Here is a 26,976-nt window from a genome sequence, read left to right on the forward strand (position 1 = left end):
TCGGCGCGGAATCGTGAGCCGATTATGTCGCCCCGCGGGGATCCTCTCGACTCGTGGCGGGAATGCCGGCAACGACAGGAGGGCCGGACCTCGCGGTCCGACCCTCCGGCTTCCGATTCACCTGACGGGTGTCAGCGGTTCATCAGCTTGCGCATCATCTCCGCGGCACCCTTGACCATCTTGTCCCGGGGGAAGCCGCTGCGCTTCTGGGCGCCGACGTAGTTGCCGCCTGCCACCCACACCGGGCCGTCGGCGAGGTGTTCGAGGCCCTCGCGTGCGGCGTCCTCCGGCTCCTGCACGATCATCCCGGGGACGTCGAAGTTCAGGCCTGCGCGGATCATCGCGGGGGTGCGGGTCACACCGAGCACCAGTTCGACGACGTCCACACCGAACGGTGCCAGTTCGAGCCACAGGCTCTCCGCGAACACCCGGCTGAACGCCTTCGACGCGGCGTAGATGCTCTGGTGCTCCGAACCCATGTACCCGGCGAGCGAGCCGAGCAGCATGATGCCGCCGCGCCCGCGGTCGCGCATGAGCGCGCCGAAGTGGTGCGACAGCTCCAGCTGACGGGTGATGTTCAGGTCGATGACGCCGGCGAACCCGGCGAGGTCACCGGTGACGAACTCGTGCCCGTACGAGTTGGCGCCCGCGTTGAAGATGAGCAGGCCCACCTCGACGTCGGCGGTGGCGGTACGGATTCGGTCGACCGCGTCAGTGGCGAGCAGGTCCAGGGCGAGCGTGCGGACCTCCACGCCGTGCGAGCGGACCTTGTCGGCCGTCTCCTCCAGCGGACCCGGCTTGCGGGCTATGAGCACGAGATTGAAACCGGCGGAGGCGAGTTCGTCGGCGAAGGCCGAACCGACGCCCTCGGAGCCGCCTGCGATGACGGCCCACGGACCGTACTTCGCGATGTCGATCACGGGTGTTCCTTTCGATCAGGTCTGCGCAGGTGACGTCAGTGCGCCACTTGCGGTGTCGGGACGGGATCCTCGCTGGTGATGTCGATCCGCCCGTCGAGTGCGGCGCGGTGGATCGACGCGGACAGCGACTCGCAGCGCATCACCGGCGCCCCGGGCCGGCCTTCACGGCCGGTCCAGGTGTCGATCTCCCGGCAGGTCCGCTGCGACGTCTCGTCCCACTGGACGGCCGTGTGTTCCCAACTGTGCTTGAGCACCCGAACACACGCACCGCAGGCGTCACACTCCAGCGGCTGCATTCTCACGCGCCTTCTCGAGGTTGATCTCGACCTCCTTCTGCCAGGCGGCCACGGCCTTGGTGGTGTCCATCTCGTGTTCGAAACGGTCGACCATCTCCGGGGTGACGTCGGCGCGGTCCACGTAGAACTGGTCGTACCAGCGGCGCAGCTGGTAGACCGGGCCGTCCTCCTCGCAGAGCAGCGGGTTCTCGATCCGGGTCTTGTTCTTCCAGATCTCGACGTCCTGCTCGAAGCCCTTGGCGATGAAGGTGCCGAACGCGTTCGCCATCTTCTCGGCGGCGTCACCCTGGAACTGCTCGGACTTCTTGACGATGATCCCGTACATCAGGACGAACTTGTCCGGAGAGACCGGGTAGTGGCAGTTGATCAGCACCGACTCCACGTCGTACCCCTCGTACTGGTAGACGAGGTCGTCGATCATGAACGACGGACCGAAGTACGAGGCGTCGGACCGGCTGCCGAGCATCTTCGGGGTGTTCGAGGCGTGCGGCCGCATGTCCTCGCGGGCCTGGCCGCGCATGAACTGGCTGGCCACCTGACCCTCGAAGACGTTCTTGAAGAACACCGGGAACGAGTAGTGCACGTAGAAGAAGTGCGCCATGTCGACGATGTTGTCGACGATCTCGCGGCAGTTCGTGTCGACCTCGGTGGTGTACCAGACCCAGTCCGACCACTCGTCGGACAGGGCGCCCTCGATGCGCGGGATGTACATGTCCTCCTCGCCCGGCGCGCGACCCTCGGGGTCGTGCCAGACGAACAGCATCCCGTCCTGCTCCAGGGTCGTCCAGGCGCGGGTCCGGGCCAGCGGGGGCACGCGGCGTGCGTAGGGGATGGAGGTGCACTTGCCCTTGCCGCCCCAGCGCCAGTCGTGGAACGGGCAGGCCACCGAGTCGCCCTTGACCGTGCCCTGCGACAGGTCACCGCCCATGTGCCGGCAGTATGCGTCGAGGATGTTGAGCTTGCCCTCGCTGTCCGCGAACACGACCAGCTTGGTGCCGAAGGCCTCGACGCTGTGCGGCGTGCCGTCGCGGAACGGCTCGGAGAGGCCGAGGCAGTGCCAGCCCCGCGCGAACCTCGTGGGCGCGGCGCCCGCCTCGATCACGCGAACTTCGTCCTGGGTGCTGGTCACGGTCGTTCCTTCCCGTCGAACGGTGCCGACACGGGCGGCATGGTTGATGCTTCGGACGCTAACGGCGCAGGTGACGGGCAAGTCCGGTGATCTCACTGGGCGGGACCCTGCGGGGCTACCGGGCCGCCGAGCGCCGCCGATACCATCGGACAGATGAGCAACGAGGTCCTCGGTCGTGTGCGTGAACTGCTGCCGTCCATCGCGGAACGTGCGAAGGAGACCGAGCTGGCCCGCCGGGTCCCGGACGAGACGATCCGCGCGCTCGTCGACACCGGGGTGTTCCGGATGCTGCAGCCGACGCGCCACGGCGGACTCGAATCCGATCCGGTGCACTTCTACGAGACGGTCCGCGCGATCGCCGCGGCCTGCGGTTCCACCGGCTGGGTGACGGCCGTCCTCGGTGTCCATCCGTGGCACCTGGCCCTGTTCGACGACGCCGCCCAGTCCGAGGTCTGGGGAGCGGACCCCGACGTGCTCGTGGCGTCGTCGTACGCCCCGGTCGGGACGATGGTGCGGGTCGAGGGCGGCTACGAGCTGATGGGCGCCTGGCGGTTCTCCTCCGGCGTCGACCACTGCGGCTGGGCACTGCTCGGCGGACTGCTCGTCGACGACCGCGGCGACGCCGTCGACACCACCACCCTCCTCGTTCCCCGTTCCGACTACCAGATCCGTGACGTGTGGGAGAGCGTCGGACTGCGGGGCACCGGCAGCAACGAGATCGTCGTCGAGCGGGCGTTCGTTCCCGACCACCGGGTGATGCGCAACTACGAGTTCTCCCAGTTGCGCGGTCCGGGGCAGAAGGTGAATCCCGGTCCGCTGTACCGGATCCCGTTCGCCACCGTGTTCAGCTCCGCAATCGCTGCCCCGGTCCTCGGCGTCGTCACCGGCTGCTACGAACACTTCCTGGGGCGGATGCGTGACCGCGTCCGCCTCAGCCTCGGCGGCGGACGGTTCGCGGACGACCCGTTCGCGCAAGTGGCCGTCGCGCGGGCGTCGTCGGAGATCGACGCCGCGATCCTGCAGATGGACCGCAACGTGCGGTCGCTGATGGACGTCGCGTCCGAGGGTGCGGAGATTCCGATGCAGATGCGCCTGCGGGCGCGGCGCGACCAGGTTCTGGGTACCGAGCGTGCGCTGGGCGCGATCGACACCCTGTTCAAGATGTCCGGCGGCAATTCCCTCGACGCGGGCAACCCCATCGAGCGCGGGTGGCGTGACGCCCACGCCGGCGGGATGCACGTCGCGAACGACGTGGAGCGTGCCCTCGCCCTCTACGGGCGTGGCGCGTTCGGGTTGCCGGTCGAGGACAACATGATCTGACTCCGGTGACGACCCGGCTGGGGTCAGTCCGCCGCCTGGTTTCCGGTGAACCTGCGGGCCAGGTTCGGTTCGGTGGATGCGCCCGGCTCCCACGACGCGATCCACGGCCCGGTGCCCTCGCTCTGGTCGAGCACCCCGTCCTCGAGCCAGGAGTGCTCGCCGCCGAGCACCTGACCGGCGAGTCGGTGGTCGACGTCGTCGGTGTTCTCCCACAGGGCGGCGAAGTGCCGGTCCACCCGCAGTCGGGCCTGCCTGCTGAAGGCGTCCGCCAGCGCGATCCCGCTGGCGCCGTGGTCGGAGTCGCGCTCGGCGTGGGCGCGCACGCAGGACGCCGCGATCGCGAACAGTTCGGCGCCGATGTCGACGACGTGGCCGAGGAACATCTGGTGCTTCTCCATGCCCGCCTGCCAGCGCGCCATCCCGTAGAACGTGGACCGGGCCAACTTGCGCGAATTGCGTTCGACGAACCTCAGATGTGTTGCCAACGAGCCGAATTCGCCGTACGAGTTCGGGAGCTGCCCCTTGCCCGCGGCGAGGTGCGGCAGCCACCTGGCGTAGAAACCGCTCGCGCCGAGCGCCGCCTTCGCCTTGTGCGCCGCGTCCGCCTTCGGGTCGGCGAGGTCGCCTGCGGCGCTCAGATGCGCGTCGACGGCCTCACGTGCGATGAGCAGTCGCATGATCTCGCTCGACCCTTCGAAGATGCGGTTGATCCGCAGGTCGCGGAGTTGCTGCTCGACGGGCACCGCTCGCTCGCCGCGGGCGGCGAGGGAGTCGGCGGTCTCGTAGCCGCGCCCGCCGCGGATCTGGACCAGGTCGTCGGCAATGCGGCACGCCATCTCACTGGCCCACAGCTTCGCCAGCGCGGCCTCGATGCGGATGTCGTTGCGGTCCTCGTCGGCCATCTGTCCGGACAGTTCCAGGACCGCTTCGAGGGCGTAGGTGGTGGCCGCGATGAACGAGAGCTTCGCGGCGACCGCGCCGTGTTCACCGACCGGGCGGCCCCACTGCACCCGTTCGGCCGACCATTCGCGCGCGATCTTCAGCGACCATTTGCCTGCCGCCGCACACATCGCGGGCAGCGCGAGGCGTCCGGCGTTGAGGGTGGTCAGCGCGATCTTCAGGCCGTCGCCCTCGCGTCCGATCAAGTTCTCGGCGGGGACCCGCACCTGGTGCATGCGGGTGACACCGTTCTCGATGCCGCGCAGACCCATGAACGCGTTGCGCCGTTCGACCGTGATGCCGGGGGAATCCGCCTCGACCACGAAGGCGCTGATGCCGCCGCGGTGCGTATCGCTCTTCGGGACACGTGCCATGACCACGAGGAGCTCGGCGACGACACCGTTGGTGGTCCACAGCTTCACCCCGTCGAGCAGATATGCGCTGCCGTCGTCGGTGGGGACGGCCGTCGACGCCAGGCGTGCCGGGTCGGACCCGACGTCCGGCTCGGTGAGCAGGAACGCCGAGATCGCACCCGCCGCGCAGCGCGGTAGGAATGCGCGTTTCTGCTCGTCCGTCCCGGCGAGCTTGAGCGGTTCGGGGACGCCGATCGACTGGTGCGCCGACAGCAGCGCGCCGAGGCTCGGGCTGACCGACCCGACGAGCATCAGCACCCGGTTGTACGCGACCTGGGACAGTCCGAGACCGCCGTACTCCTCGGGGATCTTGAGGCCGAAGCAGCCGAGTTCGGCGAGTCCGCGAACGTAGTCGTCCGGGATGGTCGCGTCGCGTTCGATCACCGAGCCGTCGAGGGTCGCGCAGTACTCGCGCAGTGTCGCGAGAAACCGCTCGGTGCGCGCGGCGTCCTCGGCGCCGGGCCTCGGGAACGGGTGCACGAGTTCGAGTGGGAACCGCCCGAGGAAGAGCTCCTTCGCGAACGACGGTTTCTCCCAACCGGTTTCGCGGGCCTCCTCGGCGACCGCTCGGGCCTGCTCCTCCGTGACATGGGTCGGTGCAACCATGATCCGCCTCCAGACGGTGCCTCGACGCTGAAGCTACTCGTGAGTATTCGCTTCGGTCACGGCTTCCGAAAGGTCTCGCCCGACTCCGAGACCCGGCTGCAACACTCGAGGGTCTCAGGTCACGGGCGCACGGTGAGGATCTGCGAGGAAGCACCGACCGGGCCGTGCGTGTCGTGGAGGACGCTGTGCGTCAGACCCACTCCGGACTCGCCGATACTCACAGTTGTGTCGAATCCGGTCCAGTCACCGGACGGTTCCCGGAACAGGTGCAGGGTCAGGTCGAGGTTCGGGAAGGCGACCTCGGCGGGCGCGACCCGGACTGTCATCCCGTTGGCGATGTCGATCAGGCCCGCGACCCGCGCCACCTCCCCGATCTTCTCGCCCTCGAGCAGCGGCAGGGGGCTGCGTACCCAGAACCGGGCGCGCCCCGGCTCCTCCTGGGCACGCCGCACCTCGGCACTCGCGATGAATCCGCCTGCCCACACCGTCGTCGGATCCCATTCGGCCAGATCCTCGGGCGCGGGGATCGGGGTGAACGAGGTGCCCTCGATCGAGCCGGTGTCGTAGCCGCGCATCAACCAGGCACGTGCCACCACTGCGTCGCGGCCGCCGTGCCCGAGCCGGGCCTCGACGAGTTCGATGGTCCGGCCCGGCCGCAGTACCTGCACCGATGTCTCCACCTCCCCGATCGGGAGGGTGCCGAGGATGTCGTAGGAGATCCGCCCGACGCGCAGCGCGTCCTGCCCACGCCGGTCCCGATCGGTCTCGACGACGTGGGCGAGGAGGCCGAGCGCGGGTGCGATGTGCTGCTCGGTCGTGTTCCACGCACCGCCGGTGTGCTCGGTGGCGCGGAAGATCGACTCGGAAAGTCGTTCGAAGTAGGGCACGCTCGCTCCTCGCTCGCGATCCGGGTGGCCGGACGGTCGTCAGTAGCGTTCGACGCTACTGACGGGGCGGAGCGTCCGATACCCCCGATGGTGGGTATCCGATCGCACCGCGTGGCGACGGTCACCGAACCTCGCTGCCATCCGGTGCGAGAATCGTGATGGAGGTGGAGATGACGAGCTCGGCGAGACCGCCGGCGTACACCATGCGGCAACTGTTCGTGTTCGTCGCGGTGGCGGAGACCGGCACCATCCGGGCGGCGGCCGATCGACTGCACGTCTCCCAGTCCGCGGTCTCCCTCGCACTCACCGAACTCGAACGCGGCTTGCGAACGCAACTGTGTGTGCGGCGCCGCGCCCACGGCGTCCAGCTCACCCCCACCGGCGAACGGGTGCTGCTGCGGGCCCGGGCACTGCTGGAACAGGCCGGAGACCTCGCCGCGGCAGCGGCCGGTGCGGAAGGCGAACTCACCGGGCCGCTGGCGATCGGCTGCTACTCCTCGCTCGGCCCCACACTGCTGCCCCGGCTGCTCTACGAGTTCAACGAACTGCATCCGCGGGTGACCGTCGGCTTCGTGGAGGACACCCAGGACCGGCTCGAACAGCGGCTCTTGTCGGGCGAGTTGGACCTCGCGATCGTCTACGACCTCGACCTCTCCCCGGAACTGCGGCGCGCCCGGATGGACACCCGCCAGCCGGCCATCCTCCTGCCGCCCGATCACCGGCTCGTCGACGCGCCGGTCGTCGACCTCGCCGAACTCGCGAGCGAACCGATGGTGCTGCTCGACGCCCCTCCCAGCTCCTTCCACGCGTTGCAGATGTGCAGCCAGGCGGGATTCACCCCACACATCCGCTTTCGGCCGCGGAACTTCGAGACGGCCCGCGCCCTGGTGGGTCGGGGGTTCGGCTGGACGTTGCTGATCCAGCGGCCGAGACTCGACGTCACCTACGAGGGCCTCGACGTCGTCGTGCGCACCGAGGTGGAGCCGCCGATCCCGGAGGTCGACATCCTGCTGGTGTGGTCCCAGGACGCGTTCCTCAGCAGGGTGGCTCGCGCGTTCGTCGAGTTCGCGGTGGACGGCGACTCCGTTCCGTTCTGACCCGAGCCCCTGCCAACCACGGAATTCCTGGGTTTCCATCCCGGATTCTTGCGCTTTTCATGCGTTGTGATCCAGGTCAAGATGGCCTGCAAGCCGGTTCTCGGCGCGCGCGCAGGTGGGTCTGCCCTGCTCGCTTCCAGAGTGGAAAGGCACCGAACCATGACGGCAACCATGGCTGCGGCTCCGCCGCAGGAGCTGCACCGCAAGGCCCGCAGGGCCGCACTGGGCAGCTTCGTCGGCACCGCGATCGAGTGGTACGACTTCTTCATCTACGGCACCGCCGCCGCTCTGGTGCTCGGCAAGCAGTTCTTCCCGGGAACGTCGGAGCTGGCCGGAACCCTGGCCGCGTTCGCGACCCTCGCGGTCGGGTTCGTCGCCCGCCCCATCGGTGGCATCGTGATGGGCCACTTCGGCGACCGGGTCGGACGCAAGTCGATGCTCGTCGCGTCGCTGCTTCTCATGGGCTGCGCGACGGTCGGTATCGGCCTGCTGCCGAACTACGACGCGATCGGTGCGCTCGCCCCGATCCTGCTGGTCGCCCTGCGCTTCGTCCAGGGCCTCGGCGTCGGCGGCGAGTGGGGAGGCGCGGTGCTGGTCGCCACCGAGAACGCGCCGGAGGGGCGCAAGGGTCTCTACGGTGCTGCGCCTCAGATCGGTGTCCCCGCAGGTGTTCTCGTCGCGAACCTCGTGTTCCTGCCGCTCACCGCCTTCATGAGTGAGGACGCGTTCACCTCGTGGGGCTGGCGAATCCCGTTCCTGCTCAGCGCAATCCTCGTGCTGGTCGCGATGTGGATTCGACTCGGCCTCGAGGAGAGCGACGAGTTCGAGGCGACCAAGGACCAGGAACAGTCGAACAAGCTGCCGATCGCGGAGGTCCTGACCAAGCACTGGAGGACTGTCCTCCTGGCGGGCGGAACGTTCATCGCCACCAACGGCATCGCGTACGCCTACATGGTCTACGTGCTCAAGTACGGCGAGACCGAGCTCGGGTTCGACAAGACCACCATGCTGTTCCTGCTGATCGGGTCGTGCCCGTTCTGGATGGCAGGCATGGCGCTGGCCGCGTGGAAGTCCGACACCCTCGGGCGCCGCACCGTCTACGTGCGCAGCTCCGTCGCCCTCGTGGTCGTCGCCGCGGTGTTCTTCCCGCTGATGGACACCGCCGTGCTGCCCGTCATGGCCGCGGCGATGATCGCACTCGGCTTCGTCCTCGGCTGCTGCGCGGGGCCGCAGTCGGCACTGTTCGCCGAGCTGTTCCCGCCGGCGATCCGCTACTCGGGCGCCTCCCTCGGCTACCAGGTCGGCGCCATCCTCGGCGGTGGACTGGCCCCGATCGTCGCCACCGCGCTGTACGCGAGGTTCGAGACGTCGCTCGCGATCACCGGCTACTTCGTGTTGATCGCCCTGGTCAGCCTCGCCAGCATCCTCGTGCTGACGGTGCCCGGAACCACGTCCTCCCGTCCGAACGATAAGGAAGCGGTGTAGCTCGTGTCGAACTACTACCAGCCGCCGAAGTACCCGGCGTCGACATTCGAATCGATGTCTGCCACCGAGGACGCCCTCCCGGTCGTCGTCGTGGGAGCCGGGCCCGTCGGCATGGCCGTGGCCCTCGGTCTCGCGCACCGGGGGATCCCGGTCACCGTTCTCGAAGCGGCGGATCAGGTGTCATTCGGCAGCCGCGCGATCTGCATCTCGCGGCACAGCCTCGAGGTCGCGGCCCGTCTCGGATTCGGCGCCGACCTGGAGAAGATCGTCCTGCCGTGGGTGGGTGGCCGCAGCTTCTACCGCGACCAGGAGGTGCTGCACTTCCGGATGCGCAACGCCGACCACGACGTCCGGCCGCCGATGGTCAACGTCTCGCAGTCCGAGTTCGAACAGGTCATGGTCGACGCCATCGACGCGAACCCGCTCGTCACGCTGCACTGGTCCGCGAGCATCGCCGGTGTGCTGCGCGCGAACGACAACGAGGTGACCCTCGAGATCGACACCGCGTCGGGCACACGGCACCTGCGTGCCCGCTGGGTCGTGGCCGCGGACGGCGGCCGCAGTCGCATGCGCGAGCTCGCCGGGATCCGCATGCAGGGCACCAACTACGACGGCCGCTACGTGATCGCCGACATCCACTGGGAGTCGGAGCTGCCGGCCGAGCGCATGGTCTGGTTCGACCCACCGAGCAACCCGGGATCGACGATCATCATGCACAAGCAGCCGAAGGACATCTGGCGCATCGACTACCAGCTCGACCCGTCGGAGGACGCCGAGTTGGAGACCCGCGAGGATCGCATCCGGGACCGGATCACCCGTCACCTGGAGTGGCTGCAGAACGAATTGCCCTGGACGCTCGAATGGCACGGCTTCTACAGCGCCCGCGCCCTCGCGCTGCCGGACTTCACCCAGGGGCGCGTCCTGTTCGCCGGCGACGCCGCGCACCTCGTCCCGATCTTCGGTGTCCGTGGTCTCAACTCGGGGATGGAGGACGCCGAGACCCTGGCCTGGCAGCTGGCGGCGGTGATCCACGGCAACGCGGACACCGCACTGCTGCAGTCGTACTCGATCGAGCGCCACGACGCGTGGCAGCAGAACGTCGCCAACGCCGGCAAGAGCACCCTGATCATGTCCCCGGGCAGCCACGGGTACCGGACGACGCGGGACGCGATCCTGGCGCTGTCGGTGACGCGGCCCGAGTTCGCTCACCTGATCAACCCGCGTCAGTCCAGCGCGACCAACGCGCGGATCTCCCCGCTCACCTGGCCCGATCCGGACGACATCGCGGGTGTCGCTGCGGGTGACCCGGTGGACGACCGTCGCGTCGTGACCGCCGACGGCACCGTCACCTCGCTGGGTACGTTGCGCGGCAACGGGTTCGCGGTACTCGGTGTGAACGTCGACCCCGCCGAGGTGGCTACCGCGACCGCCACCCTCGCCGGTGCACTGGCCCCGGAGTCGGTGCGCGCCATCCTGATCGGCGACGACACGCCCGACGCCTCCGTGTCGGTCGTGCCGGACTCCGACGGCGCCCTCGTCGCCGCGCTGGGTGCCCGTGCCGGTGATGTGTTCGTCATCCGGCCCGACGGTGTGCTGTTGTGCCGCATGGACGGAGTCGCGCTGATCGAGGACGTGGTCCGGCACCTGTCGCTCGGCACCGCGCCGTCCGGTGCGCCGTCCGTGGTCGCGGGCGGGCCGTCGATCGATCCGGCCGAGCTGCGCCGCGAGAACGTGTGGATGGGCCTGTCGGAGGCGCTCGATCAGGCCGCCGAGCACGACCGTGAGGGCTTCCTCACCCGGCTTGCGCTCGTGCTGGGGTCGCGGGCGGGGCAGCGCGAGTTCGAGGAGGCGATCGCGGTCGCCTCGGACCCGACCCTCACCGTGCCGGTGGACGCGAGCGACGCCACCGCCGTCCCGAAGTGACGGCACCGCTGTAGCGGTAGGCGCCCGAACGCTCTGCGCCCGGGTTCACGGTTGTGCGTGAACCCGGGCGCAGTGTCGTTGAAGCGCTGCGCATCAGCGCAGCAGCAGCGCTCCCAGTCGCCTAGCCGCAGCCATGACGGCCTCTCCCAGCTTCTGTTCCTCCGACGAGTCGAACACCGAGACGCCGATGCTGACGAGGTCCGCCGGTCGGCGGTTGGGTAGCGCCGCCGAGATGCCGGTGACCGAATGAGTGACCTCGCCCGACGTCACCGCGAACCCGCGTTCGCGTGCGCGGGTGACCTCGGGACGCTCTCCCTCTCGCGGCGGTAGCGCCGCGAGCATCGCCAGGCCGGCCGACCCGCGGTTGATCGGGTCGACCTGGCCGGCGTCGAAGCCGACGTGGGCGCGCGAGTTCCGCGGCTCGATGACCATCAGTGCGCGGACCGCGTCCTCGCCTTCCCGCACCGCGAGGTGGGCGGTGGCCTCGACGGTTTCCGCGAGTTCCTCGAGCACGGGCCGCGCGAGTTCCCGCAGGTCCTGTTCCACCGCGCTCGCGAGCGAGACGAGTCCCGAGCCGAGCAGGATGCGCTTGTTCTCGGTGCGCCGGCACAGGCGGTGCGCGTCGAGAGTGCGCACGAGACGGTCCGCGACCGTCCGGTGGACGCCGATTCCGTCCGCGATCTCGGTGATGGTGAGCCCGTACTTGTGCTGGGTGAGCAGTTCGAGGATCTCCAGCCCGTTGTGCAGGGTTTTCGACATTCGCGAATCGAGTTGAACGCCGCTCGGACTGCCCGAGCTCTCGTGCTCTTTCTCATCGGATCGGACCGACGGCATGGATCCCTCCCTTGACGTGTGTGAGGCGAGCCACCTACAGTTCACCTTAATCGCACTATGCGTTCGATTATCGCACACATTGCGAGGCGGTGCAATCCCGACCGGGAAGCGCCGGACAGTGACCGAGGAGTTCGTTTCATGACCGGTACCGAGGGTGCTGCGGACGTCACCGCCACCGCCGTGGCGGAGATCCATCAGCTCTACGGCCGTCAGAGCCACCTCATCGACGAGGGGCACGCGGCGCAGTGGGCGGCCACCTTCACCACCGAGGGCGAGTTCCACTCGCCCAGCTATCCGGCACCTGTCGTCGGGACGGCTGCGCTCACCCACTTCGCGGACGCGTTCGTCGCGAACGCGGCGGCCGCGGGCGAGGTGCATCGCCACGTGCTCACCAACATCGACGTCGAGTCCGTCGGACCCGACGAACTTGCCGTCCGGGCCTACCTGCAGATCGTCGCGACGCGGATCGGCGGCGATTCCCGCCTCGTGCGCTTCACCACCGTCACCGATCGGGTGGTGCGCGAGAGCGGCCGGTGGCGGATCGCGCGCCGGGCCGTGCGGCGCGACGACCGGCCCGTGCCGGCCTGACCGGCTCACACGCCTGAGGCCCCCGGGCCTCGAAACCTTGTTGTAGAAGATCGTTTTGGAGGATTCACAGATGACCGACAACGCCGACACCCAGAACCCCGGACGTACCGACGCCACGCAGATGCTGGCGCTGTACCCGGAGATGGCGGGCAAGGTCGCAGTCGTCACCGGCGCGGCCCGCGGAATGGGGGCCGCCTTCACCGCCGGTCTCGCGACCCGCGGCGTCAACGTCGTCGGTGCCGACATCAACGCGGACCAGATGGCCGCGACCGCGGAGGAGATCAACACCGCGCTGGCCCAGAACTCACTCGCGGACAGGCCGGGACGAGTCGTCGGATCCAGCGTGGACGTCACCAAGGCCGCCGACCACGAGGCTCTCGCGCAGGCCGCGCTGAAGGAGTTCGGCCGCATCGACTTCTGGATAAACAACGCGGGCATCTTCCCGTTCGCCCTCGTCGAGGACATTTCCCCCGAGCAGATCTCCGCGGTGCTCGACGTCAACGTCGAGGGCGTGCTCTTCGGGGCACAGGCTGCGGCGCGGCACATGGCGCCCGGAGGCGCGATCGTGAACATGTCGTCGGTCTCCGCCGTCCGCAACCGCCGTGGCCGCGGCGCCTACTGCACGTCCAAGGCAGCCGTCGCGCACCTCACCCAGTCGCTCGCGGTCGAGCTCGGTGACAAGGGAATCCGCGTCAACGCCATCGCCCCCGGCTACATCGACACCGAGATGACCCGCTGGGTCCAGGACGACCCCGTCGCGCTGGCGAACGCCCTCGACGCGGTGCCGCTGCACCGGATCGGCTCACCCGAAGAGGTGTTCGGGCCGATGCTGTTCCTGCTCTCGGACAGTGCCCGCTACGTCACCGGCCACTCCATCGCCGTCGACGGTGGTTCGCGCCATGTCTGAGTCTGTTTCGTACCCCGCCGTCGTCCTGGTCACCGGCGCCGCAGGTGGCATGGGCGCCAACCATGCGAAAGCGCTCGCCGCGCGCGGGGTGCACGTGTGCGTCGCCGACGTCGCGGACACCTCCGCGGTGATCACGGAGATCGAGGCGGCTGGTGGCAGCGCGTCGGCACACGAACTCGACGTCGCCGACTCCGCCGCGTGGACCCGGGTGATCGACGAGATCCGTTCCACCAAGGGTGAACTCGGTGGTCTGGTCAACAACGCAGGCATCAGCCGTCGGCGCGAGTTCATGGACACCCCGGACGACGTCTGGGAACTGACCATGCGGATCAACCTGTTCGGCCCGTTCTACGGGATGAAGGCGGTCGCACCGCTGATGCGGGACAGCGGTGGCGGATCGATCGTCAACATCTCGTCGATCTCCGGTCAGGTCGGCTACTTCTCGCCCGCATACGCGTCGAGCAAGTGGGGACTGACGGGGCTGTCGAAGTCGGCGGCCGGCCAGTTCGCGCAGTGGGGCATCCGGGTGAACTCCGTGCATCCCGGGCTCGTGGGGACTGCGCTCGTCGGGGGCGCGGACGCCTTCGTCGCGGCCTCGCTGGAGAGCATTCCGGCCGGGCGCATGGGCACCGTCGACGAGATCACCGACGCCGTGCTGTTCCTGCTGTCCGACAGATCCACGTACATGAACGGCAGCGAGGTGACGGTCGACGGCGGCCTGGTGTCCAACGGGCTGTACCACCGCATCCTCGCCGAAACGGGAGGAGTCCTCTCATGAGCGAAGACAACTGGGACGTCGTCGTCATCGGTGGCGGCGGAGCGGGACTCGCGGCCGCGGTGTCCGCGGCCGAGCAGGGCGCGTCGGTGCTGTTGTTCGAATCCGAATCCGAGCTGGGAGGCTCGACGCAGCTGTCGGCGGGGCTGTTCACCGCCGCGGGCACCAGCGTCCAGCGGGGCCTCGGCATCGAGGACACCCCCGAGAAGTTCTTCCAGCACTACATGGATCTCAACCACTGGATGCTCAAGCCGGGTCTGGTTCGCGCGTTCTGCGAGAACGCAGGTCCGACGCTCGAGTGGCTGATCGGTCTGGGCGTGGAGATCCCCGCCCGCGAGTCGGCGAACGCGCACATGCCGGGCCTGGCTCAGGCCGGTGTCGAGGACGTCTGGCGCGGCCACGTGCCGAAGGACCAGGGCTACGGCCTGGTTCAGGTGCTGGACAAGGCCCGCCGCGAACACGGTGTCGAGGCGATCCTGAACACCCGCGTCCAGTCGCTGCTCGTCGAGAACGGCCGGGTCGCCGGTGTCGTCGCCGACGACATCGAGGTCCGTGCATCGGCTGTCGTGATCGCGAGCGGTGGCTTCGCGCAGAACAAGGAGCTGGTCGACAAGCTCTATCCGTTCGCGAACCGGGGTGGGGACTCCCTTTTCGTCGTGGCGGCCCCGGGCAGCCAGGGGGACCACCTCGCCTTCGGCAAGCAGGTCGACGCGGCCGTCGCCGGTGAGGGGTGGGGCCTGATGCTCCCGACCGCGTACTTTCAGCGGTTCCACCACTGGCAGTCCGGCTTCCCGCCCAAGTCGCGGATCTACGTCAACGGCGACGGTCGCCGGTTCATGGACGAGGACGCGTCGTATGCGGTCTCCACCGGCATCATCGACGCACAGCCGGACGGCGCCTGGGTCGTGTTCGACGACAGGGCTCGTACGAATCTTCCTGTGGGATATACTGATTGGGCTCCGGAGCGGATTCTCGACGAGGCCGAATCCGGGCGGACACTCCGAGCCGACTCGCTCCCGGAACTCGCCGGGGCGATGGGCGTGCCGGCCGACGCGCTCGTGGCGGCCGTTGCGCGATGGAACGACCAACTCCCGAACGGTGTCGACGACGACTTCCTTCGTCACCGCACCCTCGCGAACAAGGGGTCCACCGCTCATCCCGATCCGATCGACGAGGGCCCGTTCTATGCGGCCCGACTGTTGCCCGCAGAACTCGTCTGCACCCATGCGGGTGTCGAGATCGACGGCAACGCGTCCGTGCTGGATCGGGCGGGACGGGTGATCGACGGACTGTTCGCGGCCGGTGAGGCCGGGGCGGGAATCCTCGGCCTCAGGTACGTGGGCGGCGGGAACGCTGTGGCGAACGCCCTCACGATGGGCCGCGTCGCGGGAACCAACGCCGCGCGCACCGCACGCGGTGAATCAACGACATCGACGGCATCGACAGCACTGACAACTGCAGGAATCTGACACCGAGCGTGTTGCGTACCAGACACTCACAAAGGACCATCCATGACAACGAACGACATTGTGGAGCCCGCGGTTCGTAACTCCGGGCCCGCCCGAGGACCGGATCCCGTGCAGACCGAGGCCAAGCCGAAGCAGTCCACCGTCAAGGTGGTGCGCGCTGCCATCGTGGGCACCGTCGTCGAGTACTACGACTTCGGTATCTACGGCTACATGGCGACGATCATCGCGTCGCTGTTCTTCGTGTCGGAGAACGACACGGCTGCCCTGCTCGGCACGTTCGCGACCTTCGCCGTCGCGTTCTTCCTGCGGGTACCCGGTGGCATCTTCTTCGGCCACATCGGCGACAAGTACGGCCGTAAGAACGCCCTGTCCTGGACGATTCTGCTGATGGTCGTCGCGACGGCAGCGATGGGCATGATGCCCACCTACGTGACCCTCGGCGTGTGGGCGACGGCGATCCTGGTGCTGGCCCGCTGCCTGCAGGGCTTCGCGGCCGGCGGCGAGCTGGGTGGCGCCAACGCCTTCGTGTCGGAGTCCGCTCCGGCCAGGTGGCGCGCGTTCCAGACGTCGATGGTCAACTCGGGCACCTACCTCGGTTCGCTCGTTGCGTCGCTGACCGCACTCGCGCTGACCTCGGTGTTCACGCACGACCAGATCATGTCGTGGGCGTGGCGGATCCCGTTCCTGCTCAGCGTCGTGATCGGTGTGGTCGGCATCTGGATCCGTAACCACATGGAGGACACTCCGCAGTTCAAGGAGCTCGAGGACAAGGGCGAGACGGCGAAGGTCCCGGTCAAGGAACTGCTCACCAGTTCCGGTCCGGCCCTGGTGAAGATCATCTTCCTGGGTGCGCTCATCACCGGCGGCTACTACATCGCCTCGGTCTACGCCGCGACGTACCTGCAGAAGGCCGGTGGGCAGTCGTCCACCGTCGCGTTCCTGTCCACGTCGCTGGCACTGGTCCTCGGTGTGATCACCCTGCCGATCGCGGGCTACATGGCCGACAAGTACGGGCGTAAGCCGGTGCTCTTCGCCGGCACCGTCGCCGCCGTCGTCCTGGGCGTCCCGATGTTCATGCTCATGGCGGGCGGCAGCGTCTGGCAGGCGGTCGTCGGACAGTCGGTCCTCTTCATCGCGGTATCGGTGGTCAACGGTGCCTCCTACGTGACCTACGTCGAGATGCTCAAGGCATCGGTCCGCTACAGCGGACTCGCCCTCGGCAACAACATCACCAACATGGCGCTCGGTGGCACCGCCCCGTTCATCGCGACGTGGCTGATCGACATCACCGGCAACAACCTCGCGCCCGCGTTCTACTTCGTGTTCTGTGCACTGCTCACCCTCGGTGCGATCTTCTTCGTCAAGGAGACCAAGGGCATCGAACTGCGCGTCGACTGACAGGCGTCGACCCGAAGACACGGACCGATGACGGGCTCCGGCGACAACGACGTCGCCGGAGCCCGTTCGTACGAGAGGAGAGGCGCATGTCGCTCGTCGACAAGCAGGAGATCACCGAGGTCCTGTACCGCTACGCGAGGGCGGTGGACCGCAAGGACTTCGACCGCGTCGCCGACTGCTACTTCCCGGACGCGATCGACAACCACGGAGGCTACGTCGGCACCGTGGACGGCCTGATCGAGGACATGAGATTACGGCACGCCACCATCGACTCGTCGCTGCACTACGTCACCAACGTGCTGATCGACCTCGACGGTGACACGGCGAACGTCGAGTCGTACTGCCTGTGCCACCTGCGTCAGATGCCGCAGGTGCCCGGTGGACCGCAGTCGCGCGCGACGATCAAGTGCCGCTACGTCGACCGCTTCGAGCGGCGCGACGGGCAGTGGCGCATCGCGGACCGGATCGTCGTGTTCGACGAGTCGGTGACCGAGGAAGTCGTCGACGGACTCGATCCGTCGTGGGTTCGGTCCAGCCGGTCGCCCGAGGATCCGGTGTTCACCGGAAAGCCCTGATCGGCATCAGCTTCGGGGCGGTCGGCCCTACTCCTTCGAGTAGTCCGTGCTCAACCACTTCTGAGGCCGCATCCGGATCAGGATCGATCGTGGCGTGACGTTCTGTGCCGCGAACGCCAGACCCTCCTCCTCGCCGAGATATCGCACCGCGATGGCGGTGGCCTGATCGGCGGTGATCGGTTCGATCGCGGTGATCGGGCCCTCCGCGGTGGCGTACTTGTACGGCGCCTGCTCCACCTGCGCGGTGAGGGCGAACCGTCCGGCGGCCTTCAGCAGGTCGTGCTTGACGGTGTCGGTCTCGGTCCACAGCAGGACCTCGCCGCCCGGTTCGTACCCGTACCAGATGGGCACCGCGAGCGGCGCCCGATCGGGTCTCTCGACCGCGATCACTCCGACGTGCGGCTCGGCGAGGAAAGCCTGGCGTTCAGCGGTGGTCATCGTCGGCATCGCACGATCCTTTCGGTGGGGGCCGTCTCTGGCGACAACGAGGGGCGTGGCCGAGGTGTTCCCGGCCACGCCCCTCGTCCTGTGGTTCAGGCCCGCACGACGGCGGACGTCGTCACGCGACCTCGTCGAGGTCGACGCCCTTCGTCTCCTTGCTGAACAGCAGTGCGGTCACGGTGATCGCCATGGTGACCACCAGGTATCCGATAACCGTGCCGACACCGAAGTTCTCGATCAGCCACACCGCGATGAACGGAGCGGGTGCGCCGGCGATGATCGACGAGCCCTGGAAGACCAGCGACGAGCCCGCGTAGCGGTACCGGGTGGGGAACAGTTCGGTGATCCAGGCGGCCTCCGGTCCGGCGAGCATGCCGTGGAAGAAGGCGCCGACGCAGACGCCGACCCAGAGCATCGTCAGGCTCTGCTGCTGGACAAGCCAGAAGAACACGGGCGCCCACACGACGAGGATCACCGCGGGCACGAGCATCGCGGTCCGGCGGCCCACCCGGTCGGACCAGGCGCCGCCGCCGATCATACCGACGAACTGGAACAGCGAGGCGAAGGTGACGGCCAGGATGACGTCACCGCGGTGGAAGTCGTGGTACGTCGTGGCGTACGCGATCACGAAGACCGTGTAGACGTAGAAGGCGATGTTCTCACCGAGTCGCATGCCCAGGCCGATCAGCACCGGGCGCGGGCGGGAGAGTGCCTCGAGGATGCTCGACCGCTCGTGCGTCTCGGGGGTCTTCGCCGCCTGCTCCTGCGCGGCCTTGAAGACGGGGGACTCCTCGACGCCGCGCCGCACCCAGTATCCGACGATCAGCAGCGGGATCGCGAACAGGAATGCGACGCGCCAGCCCCACTGGTCGAACGCCTGGTCGCTGAGGAACAAACCAAGAACCGACACCACGACCGTCGCGAGGACCGTGCCCATCGGGGCACCGGCCTGCGGCCACGACGCCCAGAAGCCGCGCCTGCGCGGTTCGCCGTACTCACTGACGAGCAGCACCGCAGCCCCGAACTCTCCGCCGAGCGCGAACCCCTGGATCATGCGCAGCACGACGAGCGCGACCGTCGCCCAGATGCCGATCTGGTCGTAGGTCGGGAGCAGGCCGATCGCCGCGGTCGCGATGCCCAGCATCGAGAACGTCGCCACCAGCATGGGTTTGCGACCGAACTTGTCGCCGAGGTGACCGAACACGATGCCGCCCAACGGGCGGGCGACGAACCCGAGACCCTGCGTGGCGAGGGCGAGCAGCAGCTTCGCGACGCCGCTGTCACCGGGGAAGAACAGTGGGCCGAGCACCGTCGCGGCGAGAATGCCGTAGATCGCGAAGTCGTACCACTCGAGCACGGCGCCTGCCATGCTGCCGGTCAGTACGCGCTTGAAGCTCGAACGGGTGGGGGTGCCGGTGTCGGCCGCGCCGGCGGGTGGGGAGAGGGTGGGTGATCCCATGACGGATCCTTTCGGGTGCTGGAAGTGTGTGGGCGCGCGGCTCAGAGCGCGAGGGTGAGCTTCGATCCGCAGGCGCGCGAGCAGCAGGTCATCATCGACTTGTTCTGAGCGCGTTCGGTTTTGGTCAGGACGACGTCGCGGTGATCGACCTCGCCGTCGAGGACGGGCGCTTCGCACGATCCGCACAGCCCCTCCTCGCAGTCGCTCTGGATGTCGATGTTCGACGCCCGCAGCGCGTCGAGCACCGTCTGGTCCGCGGCCACCGTGACCGTCAGGCCGGAATCACGCAGCTCGACCTCGAACGAGTGCTCGTTCGCCGGATCGAGCGTGGTCAGGTTCGACGTGAAGTGTTCGACGTGCAGGGAGTCCTCCGGCCAGTGCGCGGTGGCCTCCTCCAGCGCGGCGAGCAGCCGCTCCGGGCCGCACGAGTAGATCTGGGTGCCCGCGACCGGCTCGGCGAGCAGCGCCGGGATGTCGAGGCGGTTGCCTGCCGCGCTCGAGTGCACGACGAGCCGGTCCCCGTGGTCCGTACCGACCCGATCGAGCAGCGCCATCGTCGTGACATCGCGTCCGCAGTAGTGGATCTCGTAGTCCTTGCCGGCCGACTTGACATGGTCGGCCATAGCGAGGACGGGGGTGATGCCGATTCCGCCTGCCACGAAGACGTAGCGCTCGGCATCGGCGTCGAGCCGGAAGTGGTTGCGCGGGCCGCGCATGGTCAGGGTGTCCCCGGCCTGCAGGGTGTGGTGCACGTACCGGGACCCGCCACGACTCTCCGGTTCCTCGAGGACGGCGATCTCGTAGACCGACAGGTCGTTCGGGTCGCCGCAGAGGGAGTACTGCCGCGACAGCTCCCCGAGGTCGACGTCGATGTGCGAGCCCGGAGTCCACCGCGGCAGCGGTCGTCCCGACGGATCGGACAGCGTCACCCGCACCACGCCGTCGGCGGCCGGGGTGATCGCGTCGACGGTCACGGTGCGGGACACGGCGGCCTTGGAGGGTTCGCCGATCGTGACCGGGTGCCGCTTGCCGAGCAGGGCGGGGTCGCGGCGCTCCGGGTTCTCGGCCGGATCCCAGTGCACCCACACGTGATCCGGACCGCGGAACGACGTGTTGGGCAGGTAGGTGAACTCCTGATCCGGGACCAGTTCGAGATGCGGCAGCCGGGTGGTGAGCTCCTCGAGGAAGATCTGCATCTCCATCCGGGCGAGGTTCTTGCCCAGGCACTGATGGCCACCGAACCCGAATGTCAGGTGGTCGCTGGCGTTCTCGCGGCGGATGTCGAAGTCGTCCGCTCCCTCGAAGTGGCGGTCGTCGCGGTTCGCCGACGACGTCGCGATCAGCAGCTTCGAACCGGCCGGGATGTCGACGCCGCCGATCGTGGTGTCCGCGGTGACCAGCCGTCGCCAGGCCGCGACGGAACCGGAGTGCCGCAGGCACTCCTCGACGGCTCCGGAGATGAGACCCGGATCGGCGCAGAGTTCCTCCCACACGCTGCGGTTCTCCAGCAGCAACCGGAAGGCGTTCGCCGATGCGTTGGCCGTGGTCTCGTGTGCCGCAACGATTCCCGCCATCATCATCGAGTGCAGGTAGGAGTCGGTGACCACCTCCGGCTGTTCCTGCTGCACCCGGATGCCGTACGGCATCCAGCCGTGACCGGACGGGTCCTGCCGCATCTTCTCCAGCACCTGGCCGGCGTACTGCCAGAACTTGCCGACCGCCTCGGCGACCGCGACCTGCTCCTCCGGGGCGGGTCGCCCCCAGGTGTTCACGGTGTGCGCGATCGAGTACTCGCGCATCGTGTCCATGTCCTCCTCCGGGACCCCGAGGAAGTGCAGCGCCACGGTGAGCGGGACCTCCCACAGCATCTCGTCCACGAGGTCGACGCGGCCGGTGTCGACGAACCGGTCCACGTACTCCCGAGTCAGGCGGCGGACCATCGGCTCGTGGTGGACCAGCTCCTTCGGGGTGAAGGGGTCCATCAGCACGCGTCGTCGCGGCATGTGCGCGGGCTCGTCCTCGTTCACCAGGGTGCGCGCCATCGCGTAGTCGTACTTCGCGAGCGTCGCCGTCGCCTCGTCGGAGACCGGCGTGATCTTCTCCAGCGCGATCGACGGCGAGAACAGGATGTTGTCGCGGAAGACGGCCTTGACGTCCTCGTACCGGGTCACCACCCAGTAGCCGATCTCCGGGCTGTAGAACACCGGCTCCTCGTCACGCGACCAGCGCAGCGACGCCGCCGGGTCCACCTGGTAGGAGCCCCCGAACGGGTCGAACGCGGCCGCTCGTGCCGACACCGGGCAGCCGTTCGGCTGCAGGGCGCGGTGATCGACCGGACATCCGGTCAGAGTCTGTGACATGTGATTTACCACCTGAACTGCGAAGTTACTAATAACGCACACATTGTTGCTGTGAGCGAACTTCGGTCAGGGTAAGCGCCGTCACAATCGAGGTCAAGAAGGTGTCGACGCACAGGACCACAGGGTTGCCCCGAATGGCCCATGCGGTCGGTTCAACCGACCGCATGGGCCATTCGGGAAGAGCAGGAGTGCGCCGGAACGGCTCAGGCGGTGACGAGACCCTCGAGGGCTCGGGCGGCACGAATCACGGCCTCCGCTGCACGCTCGGTGTCGAGGCCGTCGATCGCGACGACGCCGACACTGCGCTCCAGGCCGGCGGCCACCGTGTCGGGAAGGGCGACGCCGGTGGCGATCCCGACGGCTCCGTGCTCCAGCTGGCCGCGGGTGAGGCTGTAGCCGTCGCGGCGTGCCACTCGCACGGACTCGGGGTCCCCGGGCTGTTCGGGGCGCAGGGCCAGGATCGCGATACCCGCCGCTCCCGTGTCGAGCGGGTGGCGGCTGCCCACCCGGTATCCGACCCGCAGCAGGGCGCCCTCGGGCTCGGCGACCATGATCACGACGCAATCGGTGCCCTGGGCGGCCGAGACGAAGGCGGTGGCGCCGGTGGTGTCGGCCAGCTCCTGAAGCAGCGGTTGCACGTCGCGGGCCAGTTGGGGTTCGAAACGTGATGCGAGGACCGGGATTGCGACGCCGAGCCGGATGCGGCCGTCCTCGGTGCGGGCCACCAGTGCGTGGGCCTCGAGGGTGGCGACGATCCGGTAGCAGATCGCGCGATGGACATCGAGTTCGCGAGCCAGGTCCGCGACCGTGATGCCGTTCGAGGAGCGGGCGACGACGTCGAGCGCACGAAGGCCACGGTCGAGTGTCTGCAGGGTGCTCATCGAAGGTTCCTCGCGCGGTCTCGTCGGTCTTCGGCGGTGGATCGCGCCGAGCACCGACCCTACTTGGCGTCGAGTGGGGGAGTGGCCGCGCGCGGTGGGTCGAGCGAGTCGTTCCCGCGCGAGATATGATTCACGAATGTATTAATTTCCTCCTGGTTGCGGGTTGCAGCCCGTCGACGCGGGGCGAACGGCGGTTAGGGTTGCGACATGACAGGGCAGGGTTCGCGGACGGTGCGCGACGAATCGGATCCGGAACCCGGGCCACTGGACTTCTGGTCGTTCATCGAGCTGGCGAATCGCCGCCTGAGCACCGAGTACGGGTCCTCGCACCAGCTCGCCACGCAGGTGCTGCTCACCCTGAACCGGGCCGCGAACGTCGTCACCTACGACCTGGAGGCCTCGGTGCACCGGCCGCGTGGTCTGTCGTGGTCGGCGTTCCGGTTGCTCTTCGTGACCTGGCTGGCCGGCCCGATCGAGTCCAAGACCGCGGCCGAGCTCACCGGGATGAGCCGGGCCGCCGTCTCGAACCTGACGAAGTCCCTGGTTGCAGCCGGATTGTTGGACCGGGCTCCGGACGCGCGTGACGGCCGGTCGGTGCAGCTGTCGCTCACCGAGCGTGGGCGCAGCGAGATGGCCGACACCTACCGTGAGCACAACGAACGCGAGTACGCGTGGGCGAGCGTGCTCACCGAGGCCGAGCAGCACGTGCTGGTCATGCTGCTCGACAAGCTCGTCACCAACCGCAGTCAGTTCGACGTCCGCGGCCGGAACTGACGCCCCTCCCTCGTCGAGGGTTGCCTTGTCGCCCGAAAATTAGTTAATGTGTTTACTAACGTCTTCTCGTGAGCCGCGGCCCAGGCCGTGCAGCGCTCCGTCGGACGTCGACAAGGCAGGCCGGTGACCGCCACAGTGAAGAGGCGAGCGTGACACCGGGAGAACTCAACGAGGAGGCCGGTCATGGCGTTCTACCGACAACTCGGCAACGTCCCGCCGAAGCGGCACACCCAGCACCGCGACGAGAGCGGGCGGTTGTACTTCGAGGAACTGATGGGTGAGGAGGGTTTCTCCTCCGACTCGTCGCTGCTCTATCACCGCGAGATCCCGTCGGCGATCGTCGACTCGACCGTGTGGGAGCTTCGTGACCAGTCGACCACCCCGAACCACCCACTCAAGCCACGGCACCTCAAGCTCCACGACCTGTTCCCCGAGCAGGCGTGGGCCGAGACCGACGTCGTCACCGGCCGGCGACTGATCCTCGGCAACGCCGACGTCCGCATCTCCTACGTGGTCGCATCGAAGGAATCGCCGTTGTACCGCAACGCGATCGGCGACGAGATGGTGTACGTCGAGTCCGGCGAGGCGATCGTCGAGACGGTCTTCGGCACCCTGCGCGCCAGTCAGGGCGACTACGTCCTGCTGCCGATGTCCACGACCCACCGCTGGCTTCCGCAGGGGTCGGAACCGTTGCGCGCGTACGCGATCGAGGCGAACAGTCACATCGTGCCGCCGAAGCGGTACCTGTCCCGGTTCGGTCAGCTCCTCGAACACGCACCGTACTGCGAGCGCGACCTGCACGGGCCGACCGAGCCGCTGCTCGAGGAGGGCACCGACGTCGAGGTGCTGGTCAAGCACCGCACGTCGCACGGCATCGTCGGCACTCGGATGGTCTACCCGACGCACCCGTTCGACGTCGTCGGCTGGGACGGCTGCCTGTACCCGTACACCTTCAACATCTCCGACTACGAGCCCATCACGGGCCGCGTTCACCAGCCGCCGCCGGCGCACCAGGCGTTCGAGGGCAACAACTTCGTCATCTGCAATTTCGTGCCCCGCAAGGTGGACTACCACCCGCTGTCGATTCCGGTGCCGTACTACCACTCGAACGTGGACTCCGACGAGATCATGTTCTACTGCGGCGGCGACTACGAGGCGCGCAAGGGCTCCGGCATCGGCCAGGGCTCCATCTCCATCCACCCCGGCGGTCACGCCCACGGTCCGCAGCCGGGCGCGTACGAACGCAGCATCGGTGTCGAGTTCTTCGACGAACTCGCCGTCATGGTGGACACCTTCCGCCCGCTCGAGCTCGGCGAGGGCGCGTTGGCCTGCGAGGACGACGCCTACGCGTGGTCCTGGGCGGGGCGGGGTCCGGCGCAGACGGGAGAGGAGGCGAAGTGAGCACGATCTCGCCCCTCCTGACCGGGCTCTGCGACGACGCCGCACTGTTTCCTCCGGGCAACGCTCCCCTCGAGTCCGCGGTGCCCGCGCACTTCGCGCACACCGACAGCGCGCACGCCGACCTGGTGGGACCGTTCGTTTTTCCCGAGACGCGACTCGCCGAGTTGCCGCCCGTGCTCGCGGACCGCGGCGACCGCACGTTGCCGCTCAGCCTGACGGTGCCCGGCGGCACGGACTCCGTCCCGCAGGCTCTCGACAAGGTGCGTGCCGTCGACGGTGTGCGCCTGGTGGCACTGGAGATCGCCGTGCCGATCGACCAGTCCGTCCCGGACCTGTTCGCGGCACTGGAGGAGATCGCCGCCGCCGCACCGGGAGTGGACATCTACGTCGAGGTGCCGCGCGACGACAGACGGCCCGACATCCTCGCGTCGCTGCCCGGTGCCGGGTACCGGGCGAAGTTCCGCACCGGCGGCGTCGTCGCCGACGCGTACCCCGACGAGGCCGAGCTGGCCGCCGCCATCGAAGCAGCGGTGTCGCGGAACGTCCCGTTCAAGGCGACCGCCGGGCTGCACCACGCGGTACGGAACACGGACCCTGACACGGGATTCGAACAGCACGGGTTCCTGAACCTGATGCTCGCCACCCACCTGGCCGGTGCGGGCGCGGGCACGGATGCCGTCGTCGCGGCGCTCGCCGACCGGGACGGTGCCCGCCTCGCCGCCACCCTCGGAGCGCTCCCCGGGGACGCCGTCGCCGCGCTGCGCGACCGCTTCCGGTCGTACGGCACCTGCAGCATCGGTGACCCGCTCTCGGACCTGACCGCACTCGGCCTCCTGTCCGGCCACGAATCCTCAGCAGTCGACGAAGGAACCCACGCATGACCGTCATTCCGATCCCCGACGACTCCCTCTTCGGTGTCGACAACCTTCCGTACGGCGTCTTCTCCACTGCCGGAACCGATCCGCGGGTCGGTGTGCGGGTCGGTGACCACGTGGTGGACCTCGCCAGGGCACTCGGTGACGACGTGTTCGCGCAACCGACCCTCAACGCGTTCATGGCGCAGGGCCGAGGACGCTGGGTCGAGGTTCGCACCCGGGTCACCGAACTGGTGTCCGGCGAGATCGCGGACGACGCGGTGCACACCGTCGACGACGTGACGATGCACCTGCCGATCGCGGTCGCCGACTACGTGGACTTCTACGCGTCCGAGAACCACGCCTCCAACCTCGGTCGACTCTTCCGCCCGCAGAATCCCGACCCGCTGATGCCGAACTGGAAGCACCTGCCGGTCGGCTACCACGGCCGCTCGTCCACCGTCGTGGCCTCCGGTGTCGACATCGTCCGCCCCAGTGGTCAGCGAAAGGGGCCGAACGACGAGATGCCCGTCTTCGGGCCGTCCGTCCGCCTCGACATCGAGGCGGAGATGGGCTTCGTCGTCGGCGTCGGCTCGCCGATGGGCAGCTCGATCACCCCGGATCGCTTCGCCGAGCACTGCTTCGGCGCGGTGATCCTCAACGACTGGTCCGCGCGGGACATCCAGGCGTGGGAGTACGTCCCGCTCGGCCCGAACCTCGGCAAGAGTTTCGCCACCTCCATCTCCCCGTGGGTGGTCCCTCTGCTCGCGCTGGAGGCCGCCCGCATCGACACCCCGGTGCAGGATCCGACGCCGCTCCCGTACCTGCAGGGCGACGAGAAGTGGGGTCTGGACATCGATCTCGCCGTCGAATGGAACGGCGAGGTCGTCACCCGGCCGCCGTACGCGCAGATGTACTGGTCTCCGGCACAGATGCTGGCGCACACCACCGTCAACGGTGCCGCCGCGTCCACGGGTGACCTCTTCGGTTCCGGCACCATCTCCGGTCCGGAGAAGAACCAGCGCGGCGCCTTCATCGAGTTGACCTGGGGTGGACAGGAACCGGTCACCGTCGCAGGCGAGGAACGCACGTTCCTGCAGGACGGTGACGAGGTGGCGATCTCCGCGACCGCCCCCGGCGCGAACGGCGGACGCATCGGATTCGGCGAGGTGCGGGCCCGTATCCTGCCCGCCGTCTGAACGTACCGCAGTCGCGGATCCGACTGCGGGACAAGCGAACGACCCC

Annotated in this window: 24 protein-coding genes; 14 read left to right on the plus strand and 10 right to left on the minus strand. The window is 68.4% G+C overall.

Going from position 1 to position 26,976, the window contains the following annotated elements; all coding sequences use genetic code 11:
* Positions 1–131: 131 nt before the first annotated feature.
* From ACFSJG_RS10795 to ACFSJG_RS10805, 3 genes are read right to left on the minus strand one after another with little or no spacing between them, the layout of a single operon-like run.
* Positions 132–920 (minus strand): SDR family NAD(P)-dependent oxidoreductase, encoded by a 789-nt coding sequence (locus ACFSJG_RS10795; protein WP_378485201.1) that lies wholly within the window; start codon positions 918–920, stop codon positions 132–134.
* Between the two features lie 35 nt (positions 921–955).
* A complete protein-coding gene (locus ACFSJG_RS10800; RefSeq protein WP_378485202.1) occupies positions 956–1,216 on the minus strand; it encodes a hypothetical protein in 261 nt (86 codons plus the stop codon).
* Positions 1,197–2,345: a Rieske 2Fe-2S domain-containing protein gene (locus ACFSJG_RS10805; protein WP_378485203.1), complete on the minus strand. Its 1,149-nt coding sequence runs from the start codon at positions 2,343–2,345 to the stop codon at positions 1,197–1,199. Before ACFSJG_RS10805 ends, ACFSJG_RS10800 begins: the two co-directional genes overlap by 20 nt.
* 153 nt (positions 2,346–2,498) lie before the next feature.
* Here ACFSJG_RS10805 and hsaA point away from each other — a divergent pair, with 153 nt between their 5' ends.
* On the plus strand, positions 2,499–3,665 hold the full coding sequence (hsaA, locus tag ACFSJG_RS10810) for a 3-hydroxy-9,10-secoandrosta-1,3,5(10)-triene-9,17-dione monooxygenase oxygenase subunit (protein WP_378485204.1): 1,167 nt from the start codon (positions 2,499–2,501) through the stop codon (positions 3,663–3,665).
* Between the two features lie 23 nt (positions 3,666–3,688).
* On the opposite strand, the gene ACFSJG_RS10815 is transcribed toward hsaA, so the two are convergent.
* On the minus strand, positions 3,689–5,623 hold the full coding sequence (locus ACFSJG_RS10815; RefSeq protein ID WP_378485205.1) for an acyl-CoA dehydrogenase family protein: 1,935 nt from the start codon (positions 5,621–5,623) through the stop codon (positions 3,689–3,691).
* A gap of 119 nt (positions 5,624–5,742) precedes the next feature.
* Positions 5,743–6,510 carry a thioesterase family protein gene (locus tag ACFSJG_RS10820; protein ID WP_378485206.1) on the minus strand — a complete coding sequence of 256 codons (768 nt, stop codon included), beginning with the start codon at positions 6,508–6,510 and terminating at the stop codon, positions 5,743–5,745.
* 170 nt (positions 6,511–6,680) lie between these two features.
* On the opposite strand from ACFSJG_RS10820, the gene ACFSJG_RS10825 reads away from it, so the two are divergent.
* From ACFSJG_RS10825 to ACFSJG_RS10835, 3 genes are all read left to right on the plus strand, one after another.
* The gene (locus tag ACFSJG_RS10825; RefSeq protein ID WP_378485207.1) at positions 6,681–7,607 is read left to right on the plus strand and encodes a LysR substrate-binding domain-containing protein; all 927 of its coding nucleotides are present in this window, start codon (positions 6,681–6,683) and stop codon (positions 7,605–7,607) included.
* A 159-nt stretch (positions 7,608–7,766) separates the two neighbouring features.
* Positions 7,767–9,092, plus strand: a complete 1,326-nt coding sequence (locus tag ACFSJG_RS10830) for an MFS transporter (RefSeq protein WP_378485208.1) — start codon at positions 7,767–7,769, stop codon at positions 9,090–9,092.
* 3 nt (positions 9,093–9,095) lie between these two features.
* On the plus strand, positions 9,096–11,015 hold the full coding sequence (locus tag ACFSJG_RS10835) for an FAD-dependent monooxygenase (protein WP_378485209.1): 1,920 nt from the start codon (positions 9,096–9,098) through the stop codon (positions 11,013–11,015).
* 93 nt (positions 11,016–11,108) lie between these two features.
* Here the strand turns inward: ACFSJG_RS10835 and ACFSJG_RS10840 are convergent, their stop codons facing one another.
* Positions 11,109–11,774: an IclR family transcriptional regulator gene (locus ACFSJG_RS10840; RefSeq protein ID WP_378485210.1), complete on the minus strand. Its 666-nt coding sequence runs from the start codon at positions 11,772–11,774 to the stop codon at positions 11,109–11,111.
* Positions 11,775–11,987: 213 nt separating this feature from the next.
* Here ACFSJG_RS10840 and ACFSJG_RS10845 point away from each other — a divergent pair, with 213 nt between their 5' ends.
* The 6 genes from ACFSJG_RS10845 to ACFSJG_RS10870 all read left to right on the plus strand — a co-directional run bounded on the left by ACFSJG_RS10845 (position 11,988) and on the right by ACFSJG_RS10870 (position 17,561).
* A complete protein-coding gene (locus ACFSJG_RS10845; RefSeq protein ID WP_378485211.1) occupies positions 11,988–12,437 on the plus strand; it encodes a nuclear transport factor 2 family protein in 450 nt (149 codons plus the stop codon).
* Positions 12,438–12,507: 70 nt separating this feature from the next.
* The gene (locus ACFSJG_RS10850) at positions 12,508–13,344 is read left to right on the plus strand and encodes an SDR family NAD(P)-dependent oxidoreductase (RefSeq protein WP_378485212.1); all 837 of its coding nucleotides are present in this window, start codon (positions 12,508–12,510) and stop codon (positions 13,342–13,344) included.
* A complete protein-coding gene (locus tag ACFSJG_RS10855; RefSeq protein WP_378485213.1) occupies positions 13,337–14,122 on the plus strand; it encodes an SDR family NAD(P)-dependent oxidoreductase in 786 nt (261 codons plus the stop codon). Before ACFSJG_RS10850 ends, ACFSJG_RS10855 begins: the two co-directional genes overlap by 8 nt.
* Positions 14,119–15,588, plus strand: a complete 1,470-nt coding sequence (locus ACFSJG_RS10860; RefSeq protein ID WP_378485214.1) for an FAD-dependent oxidoreductase — start codon at positions 14,119–14,121, stop codon at positions 15,586–15,588. Before ACFSJG_RS10855 ends, ACFSJG_RS10860 begins: the two co-directional genes overlap by 4 nt.
* Before the next feature lie 42 nt (positions 15,589–15,630).
* Positions 15,631–16,986, plus strand: coding sequence for an MFS transporter (locus ACFSJG_RS10865; protein ID WP_378485215.1), 1,356 nt, complete (start codon positions 15,631–15,633; stop codon positions 16,984–16,986).
* A gap of 86 nt (positions 16,987–17,072) precedes the next feature.
* The gene (locus ACFSJG_RS10870; RefSeq protein ID WP_378485216.1) at positions 17,073–17,561 is read left to right on the plus strand and encodes a nuclear transport factor 2 family protein; all 489 of its coding nucleotides are present in this window, start codon (positions 17,073–17,075) and stop codon (positions 17,559–17,561) included.
* A gap of 27 nt (positions 17,562–17,588) precedes the next feature.
* On the opposite strand, the gene ACFSJG_RS10875 is transcribed toward ACFSJG_RS10870, so the two are convergent.
* The 4 genes from ACFSJG_RS10875 to ACFSJG_RS10890 form a co-directional block, all read right to left on the minus strand.
* Complete coding sequence (locus ACFSJG_RS10875) at positions 17,589–18,008, minus strand: pyridoxamine 5'-phosphate oxidase family protein (protein WP_378485217.1); 420 nt, start codon at positions 18,006–18,008, stop codon at positions 17,589–17,591.
* A 112-nt stretch (positions 18,009–18,120) separates the two neighbouring features.
* Positions 18,121–19,461 carry an MFS transporter gene (locus ACFSJG_RS10880; RefSeq protein ID WP_378485218.1) on the minus strand — a complete coding sequence of 447 codons (1,341 nt, stop codon included), beginning with the start codon at positions 19,459–19,461 and terminating at the stop codon, positions 18,121–18,123.
* Positions 19,462–19,502: 41 nt separating this feature from the next.
* Positions 19,503–21,821, minus strand: coding sequence for a cytochrome P450/oxidoreductase (locus ACFSJG_RS10885; protein ID WP_378485219.1), 2,319 nt, complete (start codon positions 21,819–21,821; stop codon positions 19,503–19,505).
* Positions 21,822–22,024: 203 nt separating this feature from the next.
* Positions 22,025–22,702 (minus strand): IclR family transcriptional regulator, encoded by a 678-nt coding sequence (locus ACFSJG_RS10890; RefSeq protein WP_378485220.1) that lies wholly within the window; start codon positions 22,700–22,702, stop codon positions 22,025–22,027.
* Positions 22,703–22,909: 207 nt separating this feature from the next.
* On the opposite strand from ACFSJG_RS10890, the gene ACFSJG_RS10895 reads away from it, so the two are divergent.
* From ACFSJG_RS10895 to fahA, 4 genes are all read left to right on the plus strand, one after another.
* Complete coding sequence (locus tag ACFSJG_RS10895; protein WP_378485221.1) at positions 22,910–23,476, plus strand: MarR family winged helix-turn-helix transcriptional regulator; 567 nt, start codon at positions 22,910–22,912, stop codon at positions 23,474–23,476.
* 183 nt (positions 23,477–23,659) lie between these two features.
* Positions 23,660–24,877 (plus strand): homogentisate 1,2-dioxygenase, encoded by a 1,218-nt coding sequence (locus ACFSJG_RS10900; protein WP_378485222.1) that lies wholly within the window; start codon positions 23,660–23,662, stop codon positions 24,875–24,877.
* Positions 24,874–25,758 (plus strand): hypothetical protein, encoded by an 885-nt coding sequence (locus tag ACFSJG_RS10905; RefSeq protein ID WP_378485223.1) that lies wholly within the window; start codon positions 24,874–24,876, stop codon positions 25,756–25,758. The genes ACFSJG_RS10900 and ACFSJG_RS10905 overlap by 4 nt, the downstream gene beginning before the upstream one ends.
* Positions 25,755–26,930, plus strand: coding sequence for a fumarylacetoacetase (gene fahA / locus ACFSJG_RS10910; RefSeq protein ID WP_378485224.1), 1,176 nt, complete (start codon positions 25,755–25,757; stop codon positions 26,928–26,930). Before ACFSJG_RS10905 ends, fahA begins: the two co-directional genes overlap by 4 nt.
* The last annotated feature ends 46 nt before the right edge of the window (positions 26,931–26,976 follow it).

Source organism: Rhodococcus gannanensis (genome assembly GCF_042681175.1).
Taxonomy (GTDB): Bacteria; Actinomycetota; Actinomycetes; order Mycobacteriales; family Mycobacteriaceae; genus Rhodococcus_G; species Rhodococcus_G gannanensis.

Coding starts and splice junctions, on each gene's coding strand:
- ACFSJG_RS10800 (WP_378485202.1), bottom strand. CDS start 1,216: ATGCAGCCGCTGGAGTGTGACGCCTGCGGTGCGTGTGTTCGGGTGCTC.
- ACFSJG_RS10885 (WP_378485219.1), bottom strand. CDS start 21,821: ATGTCACAGACTCTGACCGGATGTCCGGTCGATCACCGCGCCCTGCAG.
- ACFSJG_RS10895 (WP_378485221.1), top strand. CDS start 22,910: ATGACAGGGCAGGGTTCGCGGACGGTGCGCGACGAATCGGATCCGGAA.
- ACFSJG_RS10815 (WP_378485205.1), bottom strand. CDS start 5,623: ATGGTTGCACCGACCCATGTCACGGAGGAGCAGGCCCGAGCGGTCGCC.
- fahA (WP_378485224.1), top strand. CDS start 25,755: ATGACCGTCATTCCGATCCCCGACGACTCCCTCTTCGGTGTCGACAAC.
- ACFSJG_RS10875 (WP_378485217.1), bottom strand. CDS start 18,008: ATGCCGACGATGACCACCGCTGAACGCCAGGCTTTCCTCGCCGAGCCG.
- ACFSJG_RS10840 (WP_378485210.1), bottom strand. CDS start 11,774: ATGTCGAAAACCCTGCACAACGGGCTGGAGATCCTCGAACTGCTCACC.
- ACFSJG_RS10880 (WP_378485218.1), bottom strand. CDS start 19,461: ATGGGATCACCCACCCTCTCCCCACCCGCCGGCGCGGCCGACACCGGC.
- hsaA (WP_378485204.1), top strand. CDS start 2,499: ATGAGCAACGAGGTCCTCGGTCGTGTGCGTGAACTGCTGCCGTCCATC.
- ACFSJG_RS10900 (WP_378485222.1), top strand. CDS start 23,660: ATGGCGTTCTACCGACAACTCGGCAACGTCCCGCCGAAGCGGCACACC.
- ACFSJG_RS10890 (WP_378485220.1), bottom strand. CDS start 22,702: ATGAGCACCCTGCAGACACTCGACCGTGGCCTTCGTGCGCTCGACGTC.
- ACFSJG_RS10860 (WP_378485214.1), top strand. CDS start 14,119: ATGAGCGAAGACAACTGGGACGTCGTCGTCATCGGTGGCGGCGGAGCG.
- ACFSJG_RS10825 (WP_378485207.1), top strand. CDS start 6,681: ATGACGAGCTCGGCGAGACCGCCGGCGTACACCATGCGGCAACTGTTC.
- ACFSJG_RS10855 (WP_378485213.1), top strand. CDS start 13,337: ATGTCTGAGTCTGTTTCGTACCCCGCCGTCGTCCTGGTCACCGGCGCC.
- ACFSJG_RS10870 (WP_378485216.1), top strand. CDS start 17,073: ATGTCGCTCGTCGACAAGCAGGAGATCACCGAGGTCCTGTACCGCTAC.
- ACFSJG_RS10850 (WP_378485212.1), top strand. CDS start 12,508: ATGACCGACAACGCCGACACCCAGAACCCCGGACGTACCGACGCCACG.
- ACFSJG_RS10865 (WP_378485215.1), top strand. CDS start 15,631: ATGACAACGAACGACATTGTGGAGCCCGCGGTTCGTAACTCCGGGCCC.
- ACFSJG_RS10845 (WP_378485211.1), top strand. CDS start 11,988: ATGACCGGTACCGAGGGTGCTGCGGACGTCACCGCCACCGCCGTGGCG.
- ACFSJG_RS10830 (WP_378485208.1), top strand. CDS start 7,767: ATGACGGCAACCATGGCTGCGGCTCCGCCGCAGGAGCTGCACCGCAAG.